Source organism: Oscillatoria sp. HE19RPO (genome assembly GCF_024220515.1).
In the GTDB taxonomy this organism is placed as follows: domain Bacteria; phylum Cyanobacteriota; class Cyanobacteriia; order Cyanobacteriales; family Laspinemataceae; genus Laspinema.
The window spans coordinates 1-20,430 of sequence record NZ_JAMXOT010000188.1 but is presented as its reverse complement, the minus strand read 5'-3'; the positions used below and the strand labels follow the sequence as shown (position 1 = coordinate 20,430).

18 protein-coding genes are annotated in these 20,430 nt (G+C 48.7%); 6 read left to right on the top strand and 12 right to left on the bottom strand.

Annotated features, from left to right (window positions below; translation table 11 throughout):
- Positions 1-12: 12 nt before the first annotated feature.
- The 3 genes from NG833_RS17555 to NG833_RS17545 form a co-directional block, all read right to left on the bottom strand.
- Positions 13-210 carry an NAD(P)H dehydrogenase subunit NdhS gene (locus NG833_RS17555; protein ID WP_015148897.1) on the bottom strand — a complete coding sequence of 66 codons (198 nt, stop codon included), beginning with the start codon at positions 208-210 and terminating at the stop codon, positions 13-15.
- Between the two features lie 122 nt (positions 211-332).
- Complete coding sequence (rodA, locus tag NG833_RS17550) at positions 333-1,592, bottom strand: rod shape-determining protein RodA (protein WP_254566577.1); 1,260 nt, start codon at positions 1,590-1,592, stop codon at positions 333-335.
- Positions 1,593-1,919: 327 nt separating this feature from the next.
- Positions 1,920-2,990, bottom strand: coding sequence for an Mrp/NBP35 family ATP-binding protein (locus NG833_RS17545; protein WP_254566576.1), 1,071 nt, complete (start codon positions 2,988-2,990; stop codon positions 1,920-1,922).
- A gap of 403 nt (positions 2,991-3,393) precedes the next feature.
- On the opposite strand from NG833_RS17545, the gene hemF reads away from it, so the two are divergent.
- Both hemF and NG833_RS17535 read left to right on the top strand, forming a co-directional pair.
- Positions 3,394-4,425, top strand: coding sequence for an oxygen-dependent coproporphyrinogen oxidase (gene hemF / locus NG833_RS17540; RefSeq protein ID WP_254566575.1), 1,032 nt, complete (start codon positions 3,394-3,396; stop codon positions 4,423-4,425).
- A 264-nt stretch (positions 4,426-4,689) separates the two neighbouring features.
- The gene (locus tag NG833_RS17535; RefSeq protein ID WP_015148893.1) at positions 4,690-5,058 is read left to right on the top strand and encodes an STAS domain-containing protein; all 369 of its coding nucleotides are present in this window, start codon (positions 4,690-4,692) and stop codon (positions 5,056-5,058) included.
- A gap of 74 nt (positions 5,059-5,132) precedes the next feature.
- Here NG833_RS17535 and NG833_RS17530 read toward each other — a convergent pair whose 3' ends face one another.
- Positions 5,133-5,843 (bottom strand): chromophore lyase CpcT/CpeT, encoded by a 711-nt coding sequence (locus NG833_RS17530; RefSeq protein WP_375293923.1) that lies wholly within the window; start codon positions 5,841-5,843, stop codon positions 5,133-5,135.
- Between the two features lie 107 nt (positions 5,844-5,950).
- On the opposite strand from NG833_RS17530, the gene psb29 reads away from it, so the two are divergent.
- Positions 5,951-6,658, top strand: a complete 708-nt coding sequence (gene psb29, locus NG833_RS17525) for a photosystem II biogenesis protein Psp29 (protein WP_254566574.1) — start codon at positions 5,951-5,953, stop codon at positions 6,656-6,658.
- Between the two features lie 241 nt (positions 6,659-6,899).
- Here the strand turns inward: psb29 and tsaB are convergent, their stop codons facing one another.
- The gene (gene tsaB, locus NG833_RS17520) at positions 6,900-7,541 is read right to left on the bottom strand and encodes a tRNA (adenosine(37)-N6)-threonylcarbamoyltransferase complex dimerization subunit type 1 TsaB (protein WP_254566573.1); all 642 of its coding nucleotides are present in this window, start codon (positions 7,539-7,541) and stop codon (positions 6,900-6,902) included.
- Between the two features lie 101 nt (positions 7,542-7,642).
- Here tsaB and NG833_RS17515 point away from each other — a divergent pair, with 101 nt between their 5' ends.
- Together NG833_RS17515 and NG833_RS17510 are read left to right on the top strand one after the other, a co-directional pair.
- The gene (locus NG833_RS17515; RefSeq protein ID WP_254566572.1) at positions 7,643-8,719 is read left to right on the top strand and encodes an ImmA/IrrE family metallo-endopeptidase; all 1,077 of its coding nucleotides are present in this window, start codon (positions 7,643-7,645) and stop codon (positions 8,717-8,719) included.
- Between the two features lie 15 nt (positions 8,720-8,734).
- The gene (locus tag NG833_RS17510) at positions 8,735-9,343 is read left to right on the top strand and encodes a hypothetical protein (RefSeq protein ID WP_254566571.1); all 609 of its coding nucleotides are present in this window, start codon (positions 8,735-8,737) and stop codon (positions 9,341-9,343) included.
- On the opposite strand, the gene NG833_RS17505 is transcribed toward NG833_RS17510, so the two are convergent.
- The 4 genes from NG833_RS17505 to NG833_RS17490 all read right to left on the bottom strand — a co-directional run bounded on the left by NG833_RS17505 (position 9,333) and on the right by NG833_RS17490 (position 15,064).
- Positions 9,333-9,653, bottom strand: coding sequence for a hypothetical protein (locus NG833_RS17505; protein WP_254566570.1), 321 nt, complete (start codon positions 9,651-9,653; stop codon positions 9,333-9,335). The genes NG833_RS17510 and NG833_RS17505 overlap by 11 nt on opposite strands.
- Before the next feature lie 141 nt (positions 9,654-9,794).
- A complete protein-coding gene (locus tag NG833_RS17500) occupies positions 9,795-10,982 on the bottom strand; it encodes a WD40 repeat domain-containing protein (RefSeq protein WP_254566569.1) in 1,188 nt (395 codons plus the stop codon).
- A 34-nt stretch (positions 10,983-11,016) separates the two neighbouring features.
- Positions 11,017-12,525: a tetratricopeptide repeat protein gene (locus NG833_RS17495; protein ID WP_254566568.1), complete on the bottom strand. Its 1,509-nt coding sequence runs from the start codon at positions 12,523-12,525 to the stop codon at positions 11,017-11,019.
- A gap of 157 nt (positions 12,526-12,682) precedes the next feature.
- Positions 12,683-15,064: a hypothetical protein gene (locus NG833_RS17490; RefSeq protein ID WP_254566567.1), complete on the bottom strand. Its 2,382-nt coding sequence runs from the start codon at positions 15,062-15,064 to the stop codon at positions 12,683-12,685.
- A 438-nt stretch (positions 15,065-15,502) separates the two neighbouring features.
- Here NG833_RS17490 and NG833_RS17485 point away from each other — a divergent pair, with 438 nt between their 5' ends.
- Positions 15,503-16,651 (top strand): DNA cytosine methyltransferase, encoded by a 1,149-nt coding sequence (locus tag NG833_RS17485; RefSeq protein ID WP_254566566.1) that lies wholly within the window; start codon positions 15,503-15,505, stop codon positions 16,649-16,651.
- A gap of 14 nt (positions 16,652-16,665) precedes the next feature.
- On the opposite strand, the gene NG833_RS17480 is transcribed toward NG833_RS17485, so the two are convergent.
- The 3 genes from NG833_RS17480 to NG833_RS17470 form a co-directional block, all read right to left on the bottom strand.
- The gene (locus tag NG833_RS17480; RefSeq protein WP_254566565.1) at positions 16,666-17,391 is read right to left on the bottom strand and encodes a restriction endonuclease; all 726 of its coding nucleotides are present in this window, start codon (positions 17,389-17,391) and stop codon (positions 16,666-16,668) included.
- On the bottom strand, positions 17,388-17,636 hold the full coding sequence (locus tag NG833_RS17475) for a helix-turn-helix domain-containing protein (protein ID WP_254566564.1): 249 nt from the start codon (positions 17,634-17,636) through the stop codon (positions 17,388-17,390). The genes NG833_RS17480 and NG833_RS17475 overlap by 4 nt, the downstream gene beginning before the upstream one ends.
- Before the next feature lie 394 nt (positions 17,637-18,030).
- Positions 18,031-20,097 carry a serine/threonine-protein kinase gene (locus NG833_RS17470; protein WP_254566563.1) on the bottom strand — a complete coding sequence of 689 codons (2,067 nt, stop codon included), beginning with the start codon at positions 20,095-20,097 and terminating at the stop codon, positions 18,031-18,033.
- Between the last annotated feature and the right edge of the window lie 333 nt (positions 20,098-20,430).

The following is a 20,430-nucleotide window of genomic DNA, read 5'->3' as shown; positions in this document are numbered from 1 at the left end:
ATTCACCGTGAACTATTTGCTTTTCTTGCGGCCCGCAGTGGCATCTACAGGTTCGAGTTCCGAGAGGCGAAAGGTGACTAATTTATCCCAATTTCCACCTTCAAACAGGACAGCAGCCCTACCATCGGTGAGGCGTTGCACTTGTCCTTGGAAGTCGTAGTAAGTATCATCGGGATTTTTAACACGAACAGCGGATCCAGGCAAAATCATAATCTTTTCCAGATGTTTAGAGTTAAGGGGTTCTGCTGACAAGTCAGGAAACCTGAGTCATCATTGGTTATGGTCAATCTTTTTGGCGTCATTCGTCAAGGTTTCCCCAAGATAGCCGGAGGCTAAAACTTTTTCTTGGCTTTTTCCCGGTGATAGGCGACGGATTCCACCAAACCCAGGGCGATAAAATTGGTCAGCAAGGCGGATCGACCGTAACTCAGCCAAGGGAGGGGAATCCCCGTCACCGGCGCGAGTCCAATAGTCATGCCAATATTCACCACCACCTGAAACACAAGCATCGATAAAACCCCGATCGCCAACAACGCCCCAAAGGTGTCTTTCGCGTTTTGGGCAATCAAGACTAGGCGCAGGCAAATTAACCAAAAGGACACAAGGATCACCATCGACCCGATAAACCCAAATTCTTCGCCGATCGCCGAAAAAATAAAGTCCGTATGTTGTTCCGGGATAAAGTTAAGCTGGGTTTGGGTGCCATTATAAAGTCCCCGCCCATGCAGTCCCCCGGATCCAATGGCGATGCGAGATTGGATCAGGTGATATCCAGCCCCGAGGGGGTCTTTTTCTGGGGTGAGGAAGGTGGTCAATCGTTCTTTTTGATAATCTTTGAGGAGGTTCCATAATAGGCTCCCGACTCGACCGAAAATCAGGTTCATCACCACAGTCCCCAATGCACCCAAAAAAGGCCAGGGTAGGGTACGCCAGCCAATTAAGGCGATTAAGCCAGTCCAGGCAAACCATCCGGGTAAATAAAGGCTAAACAGAAAGGTGGCTACGAGGGGAGATATCAGGAGGATGAGCCAACCGGGATTAGTATTACCCCAATACAGCATTCCCAGGGTAATCGCCCCAAAGACTAGGGAAGTGCCTAAATCCGGTTGTAAGAAGACTAAGGCCCAGGGGACCGCAGTAATTGCTAAGGTTTTGAAGATAGAACTCAGACTGTCCGGGGTCCGTTCGTGCAAGAGGGCGGCTAGGGTGATAATCAGCCCTAATTTGGCAAATTCTGACGGCTGAATATTGAATCCACCAATGGTAATCCAGCGCTGTGCACCGAGGGCTGTGGTCCCGATAAACATAACCGCCAGCAGGGAGATATTGGTGGCAGCATACACGACCCACTTTAATTGAATGAGGGTATCGTAGCGCGATCGCGCTAAACTCACGGCCAAGAGCAGTCCAATCCCTCCCACCAACCAGTGCTGCCACCAATCAGTCCACCCGAGGTTGAGTTCGGTACTGCGGATCATAATCCCGCCAAATAGCGTTAACCCAACGGGCAAGATGAATAATAGCCAGTCAAACTCTAGCCAAGGTTGTACCCAGGCTCTCCAAGGCGATCGCTTTACGGACTTTTGAAACATATTTCAACGGGGTAATGGGGGAGTTTGTCATTTGTCCTTGGTCATTTGTCCTTGGTCATTTGTTGTTGGTCATTTGTTGTTGGTCCTTGGTCATTTGTTGTTGGTCCTTGGTCATTTGTCATTTGTCCTGGGTTGATGGGGGAGATGGGGGAGATGGGGGAAATGTTTGTTTTCGTAATGACTGAAGTCGTTTCCTCTGCCATCTATCCCTGAACTCACCAACGACCAACGACATAAGACCAACAACAAATGACAAATGACATAAGACCAAGGACATAAGACCAACAACAAATGACAAATGACAAATGACATTGGTCCTATCTACGGTTAGGCTAGGGCGACGACAGACACTTTACCGGCAATTCGGTTGGCAATTTCTCGCAGGGCTTTGGCGGAGGGAGAATCCGGGGCGGAAATGGCGATCGGGACGCCGCTATCTCCACCCTCGCGCAGGGGAATTTCTAAGGGGACGCAGCCTAATAAGGGTACACCGAGTTCATCGGCAGTTTTTTGTCCCCCTCCCGAGCCAAAGATATCGTATTTTTTCTCTGGCATATCGGGCGGGATGAAATAGCTCATATTTTCGACAATTCCCAGGACCGGCACGTTTAATTGTTGAAACATTTTTAACCCTTTGCGGGAATCCAACAAGGCGACGGTTTGGGGAGTAGTGACAATCACGACTCCCGCCATTGGGACGGATTGGGCCATTGTGAGTTGGGCGTCGCCGGTTCCCGGAGGCATATCTACAATCAGATAGTCGAGTTCTCCCCAATCGACTTGATAGAGAAACTGCCGAATTACGCCGTTTAACATGGGACCGCGCCAGACTACGGGTTGGTCCTTGTCGATTAAAAAGGCCATTGAGACTAATTTCACGCCGTAGTTAAAGGCGGGTTCTAGGACATCTCCTTGGGGACCTTGGCGGACCATGACTTGGGCATCGCCGAGTCCGAGCATGGTGGGGTCATTGGGACCATAGATATCGGCATCGAGGAGTCCGACTTTGGCCCCGGATTGGGCGAGGGAGACGGCGACATTAACGGCGATCGTGCTTTTGCCGACGCCGCCTTTGCCACTGGAGATGGCGAGGATATTTTTGACTCCGGCGATGCCTTGGCGATCGGGGAGGGATTTCTGTTGCGGAGTTTCAGCGGTAACTTCGATGCTGACTTCTTCGACTCCAGGTAGGGTGCGAACGGCTTTTTGGCAGTCTTCGACGATGAATTCTCGCAAGGGACAGGCGGGGGTGGTCAGCACTAAGGTAAAGCTGACGTTGCCTTCGTCAATTGTGACGTTGCGAATCATGTTCAGGTCTACCAAGCTCTTTTGGAGTTCGGGGTCTTGCACGGGTTGCAAGACTTCTAAGACGGCTTGGGACGTTAGGGGTTGAGTCATCGGTTTGCCTGTTTTTCCTCTCTCGGACGGGTCAGGCAGACAGTCGTTATTTTAGGGGAAGGTCGGGATTGAGTTTTGGCCCGTTGAGTGGCTGTGGTTTCCCGGTTGGGAAGGCGCAATTACTGCCCGATCGCCGTAGGTTGGGTGCTTCCCCTGCCACGCGCTGCCTGCTGAAACACTAGGTGTTTTCCTAATGTATCTTTTTTTGTAGTAATATGTAGAATTTTTAAAGGCAGTGGATCGGGGCAGAGATTAAGATAGGATTTTTTCAAGAGTCGGTCAGCTTGATCGAGAGAAGGGCTTAAAGATTTCATCAAGGGTGCGATCGCGTTATCCACCTTCTAGATTTCGATCGCTCTTGACAGGCAGATCTCTATCCCGCAGCAGAAAATAATTTGACATTATGACAGTTTCTTCGACTTTTGAGGCCACCTCTACTCAGAATTTGCCACCGGATGACTCGAAAGAACGAGTCAGTCAGTTTATGCAGTCGCTACAAGATGAAATTTGTCAAGGGTTGGCAGAACTTGATGGTCTGGGTACGTTTAAAGAAGATTCGTGGGACCGCCCGGAAGGGGGCGGGGGCCGTTCTCGGGTGATGCGCGAGGGCAATGTCTTTGAACAAGGGGGCGTGAATTTTTCTGAAGTTTGGGGCGATCATCTCCCCCCTTCAATTTTAAAACAACGTCCAGAGGCGGAGGGTCATCGCTTCTATGCAACGGGGACTTCAATGGTGTTGCACCCGCGCAATCCTTATGTTCCCACGGTCCATTTAAACTATCGCTACTTTGAAGCAGGGCCGGTGTGGTGGTTTGGAGGCGGTGCAGATTTGACGCCTTATTATCCCTTTGCGGAAGATGCGGCCCATTTTCACCAAACCTTGAAAGCAGCTTGCGATCGCCACCATGATGAGTATTACAAGGTTTTCAAACTCTGGTGTGACGAATATTTTTATCTGAAGCATCGCGACGAAACCCGAGGGGTGGGCGGTCTGTTTTTTGACTACCAAGATGGTCAAAGCGAACTCTATCGCGGTCCAGACCCCACGGGACAGGCAGCGGAATATAGTCGGAAAATTGGCGTCCCTCCTCAACGCAATTGGGAAGCGTTGTTTGCTTTTGCTCAAGATTGCGGGCGATCGTTTTTACCCGCTTATCAGCCCATTGTTGAGCGTCGTTCGGGCATGGAATATGGCGATCGCGAACGGAATTTCCAACTCTATCGCCGGGGACGGTATGTGGAATTTAACCTGGTGTACGATCGCGGCACCATTTTTGGACTCCAGACCAATGGCCGTACCGAGTCGATTTTAATGTCTCTGCCGCCTTTGGTTCGTTGGGAATATTGCTATCAACCGGAACCCAACACCCCTGAAGCAGAACTCTACGAAACCTTTCTGAAACCGCAAAATTGGGCAGAGTGGACCGGGAAATAAAGGCCCCCGCATCCGTGGCCCCACCCGGCGGGGGTTCAACCGACTGAAAGTCTTAGGGGCTAACGTTTTTAGTCGGTTAAAAACCGACGTAGGGGCGATCGCGCTCGCGCCCCTACAGGCCCCGGGGGTTTGAACCCCTGCCGGACTGTGCTATTTTTCTAGCAGCAAGTTTGGCTAATTCGGTCAAGCTCAATCGGGGCAATGGCTCCGATTTTGCTAAACTACGAAAGCGAGGTAGGCAACTAGCGTATTGAGGGAGGGCCTGTGATTCATATCGAGCAAAAAACCCATACGACCCAGGATGGAACAACGGTGATTGTATTGGCCCCAACGGGTCGCCTAGACATTACCACCGCGTGGCAATTTCGCCTTAAATTACAGGAGTGCATTTCTAAACTGAGTCGTCATATTGTCGTTAATTTAGGGCAGGTTAACTTTATTGATAGTTCGGGCCTTACGTCGCTAGTAGCAGGGATGCGAGATGCGGACAAGGTTAAAGGCAGTTTCCGTATTTGTAATGTGCATCCAGAGGCCAAATTGGTTTTTGAAGTCACGATGATGGATTCAGTCTTTGAAATCTACGAAACTGAAGAAGAAGCCCTAGAAGCGGGACCCCGAAGCATGGCGACTTAATCTCTGAAGGGGATAGGAGAAAGGGGTCGGGCAATTTCAGGCCCAAGTTTGGCATCCCCGACACTTCTGAATGCTCACCGGGTTACATCGGAGAGTCCGACCAGTTCCCCTGAAAAATCGTGACGCTTGGTGAAGTGGAATGGGCCTAAAATGGCCCCCCACAAGGCTTTACCCGTATTGGGATCAATGCCTTTGTCAAAGCTGAACAGTTCAGTCGGGGATGCCTCGAAACCGAGATCTACTTGGCGAGTTTCTCCTTGATAAGGAAAGCAGCATCTTGCTCCCGAGGGCAAGGATGCGGCAAAATGATAGGTCCCGTCAGTTAAGCGTTTCTGGCTGACGGTGAGGGTACATCCGGGCAAGCGTTCTACTTGTGCCGGATTTAGCTGTTGGAGGAGATGGGGTTGGCGACCTGCCCCCTGGTATTGATTTGGGTCCTTGAGCATGAAATACTGCACTTCTAACTGGGGTGGACTCTCACCGTTGAGAAGTTGTCGCAGTTGCATGATTCGAGGCCGATAGGGGCGATCGAGATTGACAATATTGGCTTGTTCGGCAAATAGGGTCAGACTGGGTTCAGGAAATAACTGGACCGGGACCGGACGCTGCCAGAGGTGCAGGTGGACATACCATGCCGGGTCGGCGATCGCCTGTTCTCGATTGTCAAATTCCCCCGCTAAATATTGCCCCAGGGCGATTAACTCCGATGTCAGGGTCATCTTTAATTTAAAAATTGCAACAGTTTCATGAAAAATCCCACCGGAACTCTCCGGTTGATTTTGCATTTTAAAGCATGATGGGCCAGATCCCCAGGGCGACTCCCCGGTTACTCCTTGGCAAAAGTGCGTTTACGAGAGAAAATGAAGGGAAGTTCTCCTTAACAACGCACCCCGTGAATAACGTCCGCACCGTATCAGATACCAAGCGAGCCTTCTATACCATTCACACCCGTCCGATTAACTCGATTTATCGACGGGTCGTCGAAGAATTGATGGTGGAAATGCACTTGCTGTCGGTGAATGTGGATTTTAATTATGACCCCATTTATGCCCTCGGAGTCGTAACCACTTTTGACCGATTTATGCAAGGATATCGACCTGAAGAGGATAAAGTATCGATTTTTAATGGCATCTGCAAGGGGTTAGAAGCTGATCCCCAGCAGTATCGGCAAGATGCCCAATGGTTAGAGGAAATTGCCAGTCGCCATTCTGGAGAGGAGATGGTGGCGCTACTGAGTCGTTCCGCAGGACCAGAAATGGAAGGAGATTTCCAAGGTCTCCTCGGGGCGATCGCTGCTAAACCCAACTTTAAGTACAGCCGATTATTTGCGGTGGGTCTGTTTACCCTACTCGAACAAGCTGACTTAGAACTGGTGAAAAATGAAAAATCCCGTCAAGATGCGGTTCAGAGCATCTGTACGGCGCTGAATCTGCCTCCAGATAAACTCTCTAAAGACCTCGACCTCTACCGAACCAATTTAGAGAAAATGATTCAGGCCCGCAGTGTCATGGATGACATTTTAGCGGCAGACCGTAAAAAACGCGAAGACCGGGCGAAGCAGAAAGGGGCCGCAACTGTACCTCCTGGTTCTCCAGAGTAAGAGATAACGGCCCGGGCCCCGCACCCTTACCTGGCCCCGCACCCTTAAGGGTGGGGCTATAGGAACAAAGCCCGCCTGCGCGGGCTAAATTTGGAGTATCTAAATTTAAAATAAACTGGACAAGAAACCGGGTTTCTTGCCAAAATTGGTTGCTGCTTGCCCAAGATTTTTGATAGAAACCCGGTTTCTAACCTCTGTTCAATCAATCGGCAACAGGCGGTTTTGTTGTTGCCGATCGCCTTTAGTGGTCCACTGGATGCTGTCCATAAAACGGCAGGGCCTCGGAACTGAGGGGACGTTTCCCCTGTTGCCATTCCAAATGGGCGAGTTCCAGAAGACTGGAGACGGTAGACCCTAAATTTTCTGGGACTTGGATGAGTTGATAGGGACTCGAACAAGTGGCGAGGGTCTCTTCCCATTGTTGTGGGGTGAGGACAGTATCGGCAAGGAGGGGAATCGCTGCGGTGGGTGTGATTTCATAAATAGCAGTGAACAGGTGACCCCGTTGGGCGGGCATTTGTAGGGCGATCGCCTGGGGTGGGTGGTCCGTCTGATGGCGAGTTTGGGACCAGGCGACTGCCGCTAAACTAGAAATTGCAAATAACGGAATAGAGAGTTGCTGGGCGAGAATCCGGGCGGTGACGACCCCAATGCGGGTCCCGGTAAAGCTACCCGGTCCTTTGGCAACGGCGAGAAAGGCGAAATCCTGCCAAGTTTGAGGGGAGATAAACTCGGCGAGATAGGAGTGTAAGTGGGTGGCAAGCGATCGCCCCATGTCCCAGGTTTGGCAGCGGTGGGTTTCAGCAAAATTGCTCAACGCTAGACCCAGTTCGGGACTGCTGGTATGGAAGGCGATCGCGTAGGGGTGAGAGTCTAATGACACAATCAGAAAACAATTGAAGAGGATCTCCCTACAGTACAGCAGTTGCCGGGGAAAAATAAAGCAGATTAGAAAAGCGATCGCTCATATCGAGGAAGGCTGCTATGACACAGACTGTAATGGAAATGTCCACACTCTACGATCGCCTCAGTGCGATCGGCTTTGACAACGCCTTTATCCGGTCAAAAGCACTCCCCGATTGGTGGGATGCTGAATTTGAAGCCACAGGAGGGGCCGTGGTTGAAGCAGCAACCTATATTTCCCGCCGGTTAAACCTGGACCTAACCTCGCTGCTCAAATCCGACGCCATCCCAACTTTTAAACCCGCCAGTCCAGCAAAATTTAAACTCAAGCCGGGGACTGAAATTGAGCAACTCAAAGTCGCTTATGGTATGGCATCTCGGGTCGCTGAAATGGTCGCTTATGCCTGTATTCCTGAGTCTAAAACCCTCCCCAAATCTGCCCAACAAGTACGCGATGAAATTCTAACTCCCCTCAATTTATTAGAACCGTCTTTACCGAATTCCTCTTTGATGTCAAGTCATTCTTTTATAAACCTCGAAAGGCTAATAGAATTTTGCTGGAATTATGGAATTCCCGTGGTTTATTTTGATAACTTTCCCACCACTGAGGGAGTGAAAACATTTGAAAGTTTAGTTACATTTTTCTCTAACCGTCCCGTCATTATCCTCAGTTTCAAAAATCCCTCTTTGGCAAGGCTGCTATTTACCTTAGCCCACCAGTTGGGTCATCTCATCCAAGGACATGGGAACGGGTTTTCAATTTTAGATGAAGAGATAGACCCAGACAGTATAGAACCCGAAGAACTAGAAGCCAATGAATTTGCACTAGAACTTTTACTCGGGAAGCCGGATATGGGATACTATACCCCTCGAATTTTCACCGATAAGCAACTCGCCGGTTACGCACAAACTGTTTCAGTTAGAGATAGGGTTGATCCTGGCTTAGTTGCGCTCAATTATGCTTGGAATCAAGCAAACCGCGCCACTACCAACAATGAACAATTTATGATTTTGGAAACGGCACAGAAAGCGTTAAATTTTATTGAAAAAGATATGAATGCACCGGCTACCATTAACCGTTATCTTCACAATCATTTGGATTTAGAACGGCTGGATATAGACAGCCAGGATTATTTTGAATTAGTAACAGCGAGGTAGTCTTTGTCAAGGGTTTTGTTTCTAGACAATGATGCAATCCTCAAATTAGTGGCCTGCCATTTGTTCTGGGAAACCGTTGCCGCTTTGGGTTCAAATCAAGAGAACTTGCGCGTTTTGTCCGATGCAAAATATGTATTTAAAAAGAGTCGCAGAGTGATCGGAAAATACCCAGAAGCGATTCGTCTCAGTGCTATTTCTATCGTGGAAGGTTGTCAGGCAATCAAACCCGAGTTTAACCCGGAATTGCCAGAGTTGGAAATAGAGGGAATTGACCCGGGTGAACGATTGCTCATTTCCGCGACTCGAAATGAGTCAGCATTTTATTTAATAACGGGGGATAAGCGCTGTCTCAAGGCTTTAGCTGCCGCTTCTCAGTTAGCTGAGATTAGAGAACGGTTGCAGGGGCGGGTGATTTGTTTGGAACAAGTTATTTTCAAGTTAATTGAAATTCAAGGATTTGAGGAGGTTTTAAAAAATGTGTTGCTAGGGAGAGACTATGACAAGGCATTAGCTTCAGTTTTTGGTTCCGGTGAATGGGCAACTGAGGAGAATGTTTTGCTTGGATTAGTGGCATATATAGAAGATTTACGACAGGAAACTGAGGGGATTTTGGCTAGTATTTAAAAGCGTGTTGATTTGCCTCATTGCGGCGTTCAGCGATTAACTCGTCTACCAGAGATTGTCCTTCCGGCACATACTGGCGAATCTTGTTCTGTATTTTTGTCAAAGATGATTGGAAGCTGGCCGTTGTTTCTGATTCTATGTCAGGAGATAGTGCTTGTATTTCAGGAGATATAGTTGATTTTAAACCCTGATTTGAATTTGATAATAGGACAATCACTTGAACTTCTGCCCCTTCAGGACATTCGGGGGCTATCAACTCTATTTTGCCGCCGGTTCCGACTTTAACGGTTTGTTGTACTGCTCTTAGCATGGGTTTCTCCTGATGATTTATAATTCATTGAAACTGTTAAATTTAGTCATTATTAAAACGACTTGAAAGGTGTAAACTTAAGCAGAGATATGGTTAAAAACCCAGATTTCTAACCTCTGCTGTAACAATATCATCCCCCCTTCAATGCCATTCCCAAATCTTAATTGTGCCATCATCGCCGCCAGTGGCGAGGGTTTGGCCATCGGGACTGAAGGCGACTGCACAGGTGGCGCGGGTGTGACCCGGGAGGGTGCGAATTTCTCGGCCTGTTTTGACTTGCCATAATTTTACGGTGTTGTCGCGACTGCAACTGGCGAGGGTTTGTCCATCGGGACTCCATGCGATCGCATAGACCCAATGGGTATGACCGAGGAGGGTGCAAATGTGGCGTCCGGTTTGGACTTTCCAGAGGTTGATGGTTTGGTCAAAGCTGCTGCTGGCGAGGATTTTACCGTCGGGACTAAAGGCGATCGCGCAGACTTGTTCCCCATGTCCCGTTAGGGTATAGAGTTCCCTGCCGGTTTCGCGATGCCAGAGTTTGATGGTTTTGTCACTGCTGCCACTGGCAACGAGTTGGTTATTGGGACTAAATGCCACTGCCATTGCATATCCCTGATGTCCCACAAGGGTTCTAACTTGCTGTTTTTTGGCGATATCAATCAGTTTGATGGTTTTATCCCCACTGCCACCAGCGATAAATTCTCCGTCGGGACTGATGGCGATCGCATAAATTTCGCTGTCTCCGGGGAAACTATGGAGTTCGCTTTCCCCGAGACGTTGCCAAAGTTTGATGGTGTAGTCCCAACTGCCACTGACGAGAATCGGCGATCGCGGACTGTATGCCACGGCGGAAACCCAATGACTGTGACCCTTGAGAATGTACAATTTTCGTCCCGTATCCCTCACCCACAATTTAATCGTTTTATCCTTACTGGCGCTGGCAATTTGCCGTCCTGTGGGACTAAATGCGAGGGACAAAACCCAACTACGATGTGCTTGGATGGTATGAACGCATTCAAAAAAGCGATAGGGATTAAACTTTTTTAAGGCGGCGATCGCCTTCGGTTCAGTTCGATGTTTTAGCAACAAAAACGCCGAGCGCCGCACAGTCTGACAGTCATCTTTTAACGCATCAATGACTAACTCTAAACCCGCCTGACCATAATTTAATGCCTCTTTCAACGCCGAAACTTTCACCGGAATATCCACCACCGCCAAGCGGGTTTGAATCCCCGTCAGTCCTCCCAATACTGCCGCACCCGGTGGTGGCGCATGGTGACCCCCCATCACTGCATCATCATATTTCGGTCCCTCAACATTCATTGACATAGTATTTGGTGATTCAAACTTGAATCAATGTTCCTCAATTTTTAATTAAAATTTCCCAGGCTTGCCATAACATAGAAGCTCGTTCAGCATCTCGTTCTGGCATCAATTGTCTAGCTTGTTCTAACGTAGTTTGCGCTTCTTTGTTGTTGCCAGTTTGCTTAATTGCTATGCTCATCAATAGCCAGACTAACGGTTGATTGGGTTGGTATTGCAACGCTTTTAAATAGCTGGAAACTGCATCTGGATAGCGGCGCAGTTTATAAAGCATAATGCCTTTGTCGCGCCATGCGTCCCAGCGGTCTGGCTTGAGTTCTAGGGTTTTTTCATAGCCGGATAATGCCTCCTCATGGTTGCCCATTTCCGCATGGAGACGGGCTTTTTTGTACCAGGCATCGGCATTATTGGGTTTGAGGGATATCGCCTGGTCATAAGAGGCGATCGCCGCTTCAAATTTCCCAAAATTCTCCAAAATTGTCCCTTTAATCATTTGCGGCGTCGCCCCCATTAATCGCGAAACAATCGAGGGATTATTGGGCGGTGGCGGTGGTGAATTTCCCCTAACTCCGGGGGACGGGTTGGGTTTCGGATTCCTTCGATGAGTGACAGGCGGTAACCAATCTAAATCCGTGAGAACTTCCGTCGCTGAATGATAGCGCTGATTGAGATTAGCTTCTAATAATCGGTCTAAAACCTTAGCAAATTCTAGGGTAACCGGAGATAAAAGATAATCCCGCCAATGCCAAACCCCTTCCTTAACATCAAATAAACTAAAGGGTTCAGTTGCCGTCAGTAACTGCACACAAGTCACCCCCAAACAATACAAATCACTGGCGGGAACCGCTTGGCCTAAAAATTGCTCTGGGGCGACATATCCAGCAGTCCCAATCACTGTTCCCGTCCGTCCCAAAGCGGTTGCGGTAGCAAATTTAGCCGCCCCAAAATCAACTAACACCAGTTGACCCAATTGAAACGGATTGTCTTCAGGTTTCTTGTTATTTTCTGGTTCTAAAATTTCGGTCTGACTGGCACGGCGAATAATATTTTCCGGTTTTATATCTCGGTGAATGACTTGTTTTTCATGGACAAATTGTAAAACGGGCAATAAATCAAATAGCACCTCGCGAACTTTAAATTCCGAGAGTGCTACCCCGGCCCCCAACTCTTGGGCTAAGGTTTGGCCGTCGATAAATTCTTGGACTAAATATTGATAATTATCCGCCTCAAAATGAGCGAATAAGGCCGGTATTTGGGGATGGGTTCCTAAATCATCTAAACGGACTGCTTCTTTTTGAAACAGTTGCGCTGCTTTTTGAGCATTTTGGGGCGTTTGGAATTGGGGAAAAAACTGCTTGATGACGCAGCGAGGTTTTGAGGGTTTGTACTCATCGACTGCCAGGAAAGTTCGCCCAAACCCACCCTGTCCAATAGATTTAAGCGCACGATAGCGATCGCCCAGCAGCAGCTTTGCACCGCAATTATGGCAAAAGTTATAGCCTGCTGGGTTTTGAGGCTTTTGACAGTCGGGATTTAAACAATAGCTCATATATGGACAAGCCAGCAAGGGGATAACTTTATAGTAATCGGTTGGCCCCGAATGCTATCGAGTTAAATACCCGCAGGCTGAAGCCTGGGGCTATACTAACAAAGCCCGCCTGCGCGGGCTACTCTATAGAAACGACTTTTCATACCCAGATTTGGGATTAGTCGCGCTGCCAAATCATCACGGTTTTATCGCTGCTGCCACTCACCAGGGTTTTGCCGTCGGGAGTGATGGCAATGCTGGTGACTCCGTTCGTATGACCCTTGAGGGTTCGGATCAGTTCTCCTGTGTCGCGATGCCACAGTTTGACGGTTTTATCGGTACTGGTACTGATTAGGGTTTCGCTGTCGGGGGAGAAGGCAACGGAGGCGATCGCCCCCCCATGTCCCGTAAAGGTGCGAATTTCTTCCCCAGAGTTCACCTGCCACAGTTTTAGGGTCATGTCGGTACTGCCACTGGCGAGGAGTTGTCCATCTCGACTGAAGGCGATCGCATTTACGGCATCGTTATGAGTCTTGAAAATACAAACTTCCTGTCCCGATTGTAACTGCCAGAGTTTAATCATTCCATCATCAGCAGCAGTGGCGAGAAGGCGATCGTCTGGACTAATTGCTAAAGCGCGAATCATGTCAGTATGAGCATTAAAGCGGCGCAATTCTTCCCCGGTTTCTCGATGCCAAAAAGCAACTGACCCTCGGGTATCACTGGCGATGATTTGTTGACCGTTATTCAGAAAAATAACGGCATAAACTGCCTCAGAATTGCGGGTAAAGCGATGGAGTCGGCGACCCTCCGCTACATCCCACACCTCCACCGCTTCCCCAACCCCAGCCGCGATCGCCCCTCCATCGGGACTGAAGGCGATCGCATTCACCGAGGCAAACCAGTCTTCCCCATTCAAACTGCGGATTTCGCTGCCTTCAGGAATCCCCCAGAGTTTCACCGTATTATCCCCATCTCCAGCAGCAATGCTTTTGCCATCGGGATGAATTGCCAAACAATTGATGACATCTCGATGTCCGGCGATCGTGCGGACGCATCGCCAATTTTCGTTAGGAAATCCGTCAGAATCTGGAACAGTTTCCGGAGACTCTGAGGAAGGTTTTTCCCCCCGCCATTTGCCCACGAATCCTTGCAAATCTCCCAAAACTTCGCCGATGGAGGATTCGATTCCCCCCATTGCTTTGGTGAGGGATTCGGGTTTAGTAAAGGGTTTGATGGACAATTTCGGAATTAAGGGTTTGTTCGGTGTCGTTGGCGGAGACTCTGGGTTTTCCTCCGATGGCGCAATGATTTCATCGTCCCAGTCGTCCAAGTCATCCTCGGTATTGGCAGGCGGTGGCGGTGGGGTTAAGGGTTTGACATCGAAGGTTTCTTTGCGATATTCCGAGGGGACCCGAGGGGGTTCGCTGGGATGTTCTGGGGTTGGGGGATTAGCGTTGCTGTCGTCAGGTTGAGGTGAGGATTGGGTTTGGAGTTCTGGGAGGGGAGTGGGGATGGCGCGGGATGCGGTTTCTAGGCGTTCCAAACGCTGAGTGACTGCCTCAATTACGCTATTCACTCGGGCGATCGCCTCTTGGTTTTGTTGGTTTAAAGTTGCTTGAATTTCCTGAAGTTCAGGCGCTGCTTGTTGGGGGGTGAGTGCTTCTAACTGTTGCAAGCGCTGGTAAATTTCCGCAAATTTCGGGGAATTGGAGAGGGATTGGATTGCCTCCTGGAGTGCAGCAGCAGAAGTGCTGGCGGTGTCTGATTCCTGGGAGGAGGCGATCGCATTAATCGCCTGGGTGGTAACTTCCAGTTGATGCAGGCGATCGCCCAGGGTTGCCAGGGTTTCCGCAGTGGGGAGGGTGGCGAGGTTTTTATAAATTTGCCCGACTGCCTTTTCCGTTTGTTCCCACAAGGATTTTGTGAACGCTTCGATTTGGCGTTCGGTTTCTTGGTTGACTTGTTCTGTGGCGGTTTCCAGTTGTTCGAGGCGATCGGCTAAAGGTTTGAGATTGGGGAAGGGGGGAAGGGATTCCAATGCTTGATGGATGCGGGCGATCGCCGTTTCATTTTCCTGGCGCAATGAGTCTTTTAACTCCAATTTTTGCGCTTCGATGCGATCGCGCTGTTGTTCCAGTTGGGATTCTAGGGCGTTTATCCGGGCGATCATCGGGTCCAGATTGGGGACTTCTGGAATAGCGGGGAAACTCTCCTCGACTTGGGCGATCGCCTCAAACAGTTCATCCCGTAAGGATTCTTGTAATTGGGTGATTCGTTGTTCCGTTTGGGAGTTTGCCTGTTGCTTGCTGGATTCGAGGCGATCAAACCGCTGGTTGAGGGGTTGGAGGGAATCATAAACTTGGGCGATCGCCTCTTCGCTGCGCCGTTGGTTGAGTTGGTACAGTCGCTGCCGATTAGCCAGATTCAAACTCACCGACACCGTTAACGGGACCGCAGCATAAAGGACTTGTTGAGTTCCAGCAACGGCGATCGTGCCCAGCACAGAACCGGCAAGGGCCACAGATTCAGTAATTTCGAGCCAGTGGGGTTTGGTCATGGTTTTCACAACAGGTGAACAAGCAATCAACAGTCTGACAATAGTCTCACGCCCCTCTTAGCAAAGGTTGGGGGGTTTTTTGGCATATTGTCAAAGGTCTAAATTACATCGAAGCAGAGACTCACCGAGGGAATTTACCCCAATGTAGTCCTGACCGTTCGATTTCTTTTCTCTATGGTAAGGCTTCTGAAGGCAATCCGATGGTTGGGGTTTGTTGCGGTGCTGTTATGGTTTCAGCACGAAGAAATTCATTGTCGATTGAGTGACAGCGAGTAGTAGAGGCTTTTTGTAGAGGCTTTCTCCACCTAATCAACACAGGGAAGCTCATCAATTAGGTGGCAATCAACAACTACAAACTCCATTTACATTCTCCAAGGGTCTTGACATTATTAAAGGTAAATGTGAAAATTCAATTGTTATCAAAATAATCCCTAAATTATGGAAGGAGAACAACTTTCTCTGTGGCCCGAATTAGAAATAATAAATTCTAAAAAAATAGAGAAACAACCCAAGTTACGACGATATGAGCGGATTCAGCGGGAACTGGTATTGAGTGAAACAGATCCCCACAAAATTTTTGTAGAAGTAGAAGAGGGTCTGAAAGCTGATAATCCATATTTATTTATGGATCTGTTTTGTGGTGCAGGAGGAATGACTCAAGGTTTATTCCAAGCTGGCTTTAATCCAGTCGCTAGTGTAGAAGTGAACCCGATTGCTTCGGCAACTTACCAAAGAAATTTTCCCAATTGCAATCATTTTTGTGGAGAAATAGAAAAATTCTCTCCCGATTTAGTTCTCAATCAAATTAATTCTTCCCCCGTACATTTAATCGTGGGAGGGCCGCCATGTCAAGGGTTTTCTGTAGCGGGAAAACGCGACCCCAAGGATCCTCGGAATCGTTTGTTTCAGGAATTTGTAAGAGTCGTTTCCAAAGTACGCCCCTGGTATGTTGTCATAGAAAATGTACCGGGAATTCTGACGCTTCAGAAAGGAGCTATCAAACAAGCAATTTGTGAAGCATTGGAGGCGATCGGGTATTCCCATGTCTCGATCGCCATTCTTGAATCGGCTGATTACGGAGTTCCACAAATTCGCCCCCGTGCTATTTTTATTGCTAACCGATTTGGAATGGACAACCCTTATCCCAAGCCTCAATTAACCTCGGAACAGTACAAACCCATCGAGTCAGCAATTTCTGATCTGCCTGAATATACCCGAATTCCTGAAATTAACCATGAGTGGACTCGCCATTCATCGGAATATATGGAACGAATTGCCAAAGTTCCTCCGGGTGGCTCATTATATGAAAGTTATGTTGATGCGTTTAAACGGCAATATCCCGGTAAACCGAGCATGACTGTTAAAGAAAATCATGGAGGTACTCACATCCACCCTTACCTCAACCGGGTCATTTCAGCCCGAGAAATGGCAAGATTACAAAGCTTTCCCGATTCATTTATTTTTGAGGGGTCTATGAAGAAAGCCATGTGGCAAATCGGGAATGCTGTGCCCCCTCGTTTAGCTGAATGTATTGGTTACGCACTGATTCCCGCTCTAAACACCATAAAAAATTCCGGCTTAAACTAACGTTTTCCTACAGGTTAATCAGTCTGCGCTATTTGTTGATTGAGGCGATCGCGCCAAGTTTCAAAATCATACCAGCCACATCCCACGCAACCTGTTTCAGCATCCTTCCCTCTACCCGGGACATCTGCGGGCCAGTTTTCATCTCCTTCGTAATAGAATTTGATGCCCAACGGTGTCCCTCGTTTGTTCGTTTTGATACAGCGTTCACAACTTCTGGATTTTAAAAGGTTATGGTTTCCAGCACTATCTTTTTTGAGTAACTGAAATTTTTGCTTGATCTCGACTGGGGTCATGTCTGCATCATGAGGCGGTTCAGTATCTCCCCACCGCTCCATTGGAAAGCGATGATCAATGATCAGTTCATGAACGGAACGGGTTCTTTGTTCTATTACATCCCTGTAAGCATAAAATTCTAATATTTTCTTGGCGAGTTTAAGGGAAATATTTGTGGAAGCATTTGCCTGTTGAATATTTCCGGTCCATCGGTCTTGTAGTTGATTAGATTTACAATTTTCGCAATATTTACTTGTAGTTTCAATGATTAAACCAGGACGACTTTTGGTCCCGCGTTGTAATCCTTGAATTCCACCCCCTCCAGCATATTGTCCCGAACCGATTTTGCTTCCTTCACATTTACGGCAATGCCATTGTTGGTCTGCCAGAAGCTCAAATACTTTTCGTTGGGTCGAGTTTTTTCTGAATTGATTGATAATGGCAAAGGTTAAGTCTTCCGGGTTCATTCTATCTCGTCTACTTCAACTTCTAATCCATTGAGAAGAGTGGAAACCGTTAAACTTAGACCCCTGGCTAGACTGACAATAGCAGTTAGAGAAGGATTTCTCATCCCCCGTTCAATTCCCGAAATGTAAGTTCGATCCAGGTTGGCACGAAATCCCAGTTCCTCTTGCGAAATTCCCAACTCTGTCCGACGCTTCTTGACAAGATTACCCAAGGCAAGCAGGATTGCTCTTCTCGATTGATTCATTTACCGATTGTCAAGGTCTGTAGACGATGTGTCTATGGACGATGTGTCACATTAGGTCCTAACCCTAAGAATGTCGCCAGTCCGAAAGCCCTCCCCTTGGCAAGGGGAGGGTTGGGTGGGGTCCAAAGGTGCAGGAGGAACCCCAGGACTCGATTGCTGAAACCCTTACGCGGCAAAGAATTGAGCTTTGGTGTTTCCCGGTGAAGGTCTGACCCCACCCTAACCCTCCCCTTGCCAAGGGGAGGGGACCCGAGGCAGAATTAGCCCGCGCAGGCGGGCTTTGTCCGTGTAGCCCCACCCTTCAGGGTGCGGGTTTTCTCATGGGGAGACCCCACCCTAACCCTCCCCTTGCCAAGGGGAGGGGACCGGAGGCAGAATTAGTCGGTGCAGGGTCCTAACCCGAAGAATTTCGCCATAGCTTAATGGTGCCATCGTGGGATCCACTGGCTAAGGTGGTGCTATCGGGACTATAGGCTAGGGAACTGACTGTCATGGAATGTCCCGATAGGGTTGCTACGGGTTCTATGGTGTCTACAGTCCAGAGTTTAATGGTGGTATCGTGACTGGCGGTGGCAAAGGTTTTTCCGTTGGGACTGATGGCAACTGCGGATCCGGGTAAGACATGGGGACAAAGGGTTTCTCGCAATTCGGGATAATTGTCGGATGCTGTGGGGAGGGTCCAAATTTTTAAGGTGCGGTCCCAACTACAACTGATTAGGGTTTTGCCGTCGGGACCGATCGCCAAGGCATGAATTGCACCGGAATGAGCGGGAAAATCCTGGAGTAATTCCCCTGTATCCGCCTGCCAGAGGTGAATTGAGCCATCGGCACTTCCCGAGGCGAGAATGTGCGATCGCAGGGGGTCGGAGGTGGCCCATTTTGGATTGTAGGCGATACAAGTCACGCGATCGCGATGTCCGGTGAGAGTAAATTGTAATTGTCCCGTTGCCAGGGTCCAAATTTTGACCGTGCGATCGCGACTGGCGGTGGCAACTCGCTGTTTATCGGGACAAATTGCCACCGATGACACCAAGCTCGTATGTCCCGTGAGGGTTTGGGTGGGGATGGGGGGGATGCCATCTCGCAAATTTTTGGGACTGAGTTGCCACAGACTCCAGAGTTTCACTGTTCCATCCCTGCTGCCACTGGCAAGGATTTGTCCATCGGAGGCAATGGCGATCGCCAGCACTCCCTGCTCAGATGCCGAGATTTTTTGGACCAATTCCCCAGTTTCCAAATCCCACAAAGCGACTACACCCTGGTCATTGCCACTGGCGATTGTGCGGGATTGGGCGCTAAAAGCGATGGCATTGATGGGGGTTTTTCCAGCAGTTTCGGCGATGGTTTGTACGCAGTTCCAACCCACTGGCGCAGGTGGAGAATTGAGAGGGGATGGGGAAGGCGGTTCGGGAGAAGGGGATTTTTTTTCTGACTCTTGTTTGATTGTCGAGGAGTTTTCAATGGGGGGAAAGGATTGAGATACCATCACCACCTTTCCCTTAGAAATTGCTGATTTTACAGGATTTTTAAGCTGGATTTTTGGATTGAGCGCTTTTAAAGCAACTGCTGCTGAAGCATAGCGCTTTGATAAACTTTCAATCAGCATTTTATCAAGAATTGTTGCTAATTCATCACTCACGGGATTGAGTAAATAATCTCGCCAAATCCAACGCCCTTCTAAACTATCCCATAAATCAAAGGGGGACATATTGGTTAGCAAATGAATACAAGTAACGCCCAAACTATACAAATCGCTGACAAATCTTGCTTGTCCCCGGAGTTGTTCCGGTGCCGTATATTCAGCACTGCCGATGGTTGTTCCCGGTTGATATAATGTTGCTCCTGGGGCATATTTAGACCCGCCAAAATCGACTAAAACCAGTCGAGTTGATTGCCGTTTACGGGTGAGAGTGCCTTGAGTTGGATGAGGACGGCGAATAATATTTTCCGGTTTGATATCGCGATGAATCAGGCGGTGGTGGTGGATGAAGTGTAAGATAGGTAACACTGACTCTAGTAATTCTCGAATCTGAGATTCCGTAAATGTCCCCTGTTCGGAGAGTTCGGTGGCTAAATTGGTTCCGGGAATATACTCTTGAACCAGATACTGGCGATCGCCTTGTTCAAACCAGGCCAATAATTGGGGAATTTGGGGATGATTGCCCAGGGATTTTAATCGTTCAACTTCTTCGTGAAATAAATCCTTAGCGGGGCGAGAAGCAGTCGGACTGGGGCGAAATTGTTTAATGATACAAAACGGTTTAATCGGTTGAGACTCATCCACCGCCAAATAGGTCTTAGTAAATCCACCGACCCCAATTTCTTTGAGGGCGCGATAGCAACCCGGGAAAGTGGAATTCTCAGAACTTTCTAGTCTTAATTTAGTACCGCAACTTTGACAGAATAGATTGCCATCGGGATTCTGGGGTTTGGGGCAATCGGGATTGAGGCAATGTGTCATAACCAGCACCACCAAGGCATTATGAATTATTGTACGTTATGGGCAGGTGGTGGGGTAAGGGTTTCATCGGGAGTTCGGTTGCTCTAGGTCAATAAAAACCCACATCCGTCAACGGTCTGGCTCCCAGGACAAAGGCCGAGAAGCATAGGCTCAAAGCGAAAACCGACTCTTACCAACCGGATTGGGGATCATGTCCTCACGATTGAGGTCTTTCTTCTAGGGAACTCCAAAAAATAAAATCTCCATAAACGTTCGTTCGTAATGACTGCTCAACGGAGTAGCCCCGTCACTGTAGGGGCGCAATGCTTGCGCCCCAGGGGCGCAAGCATTGCG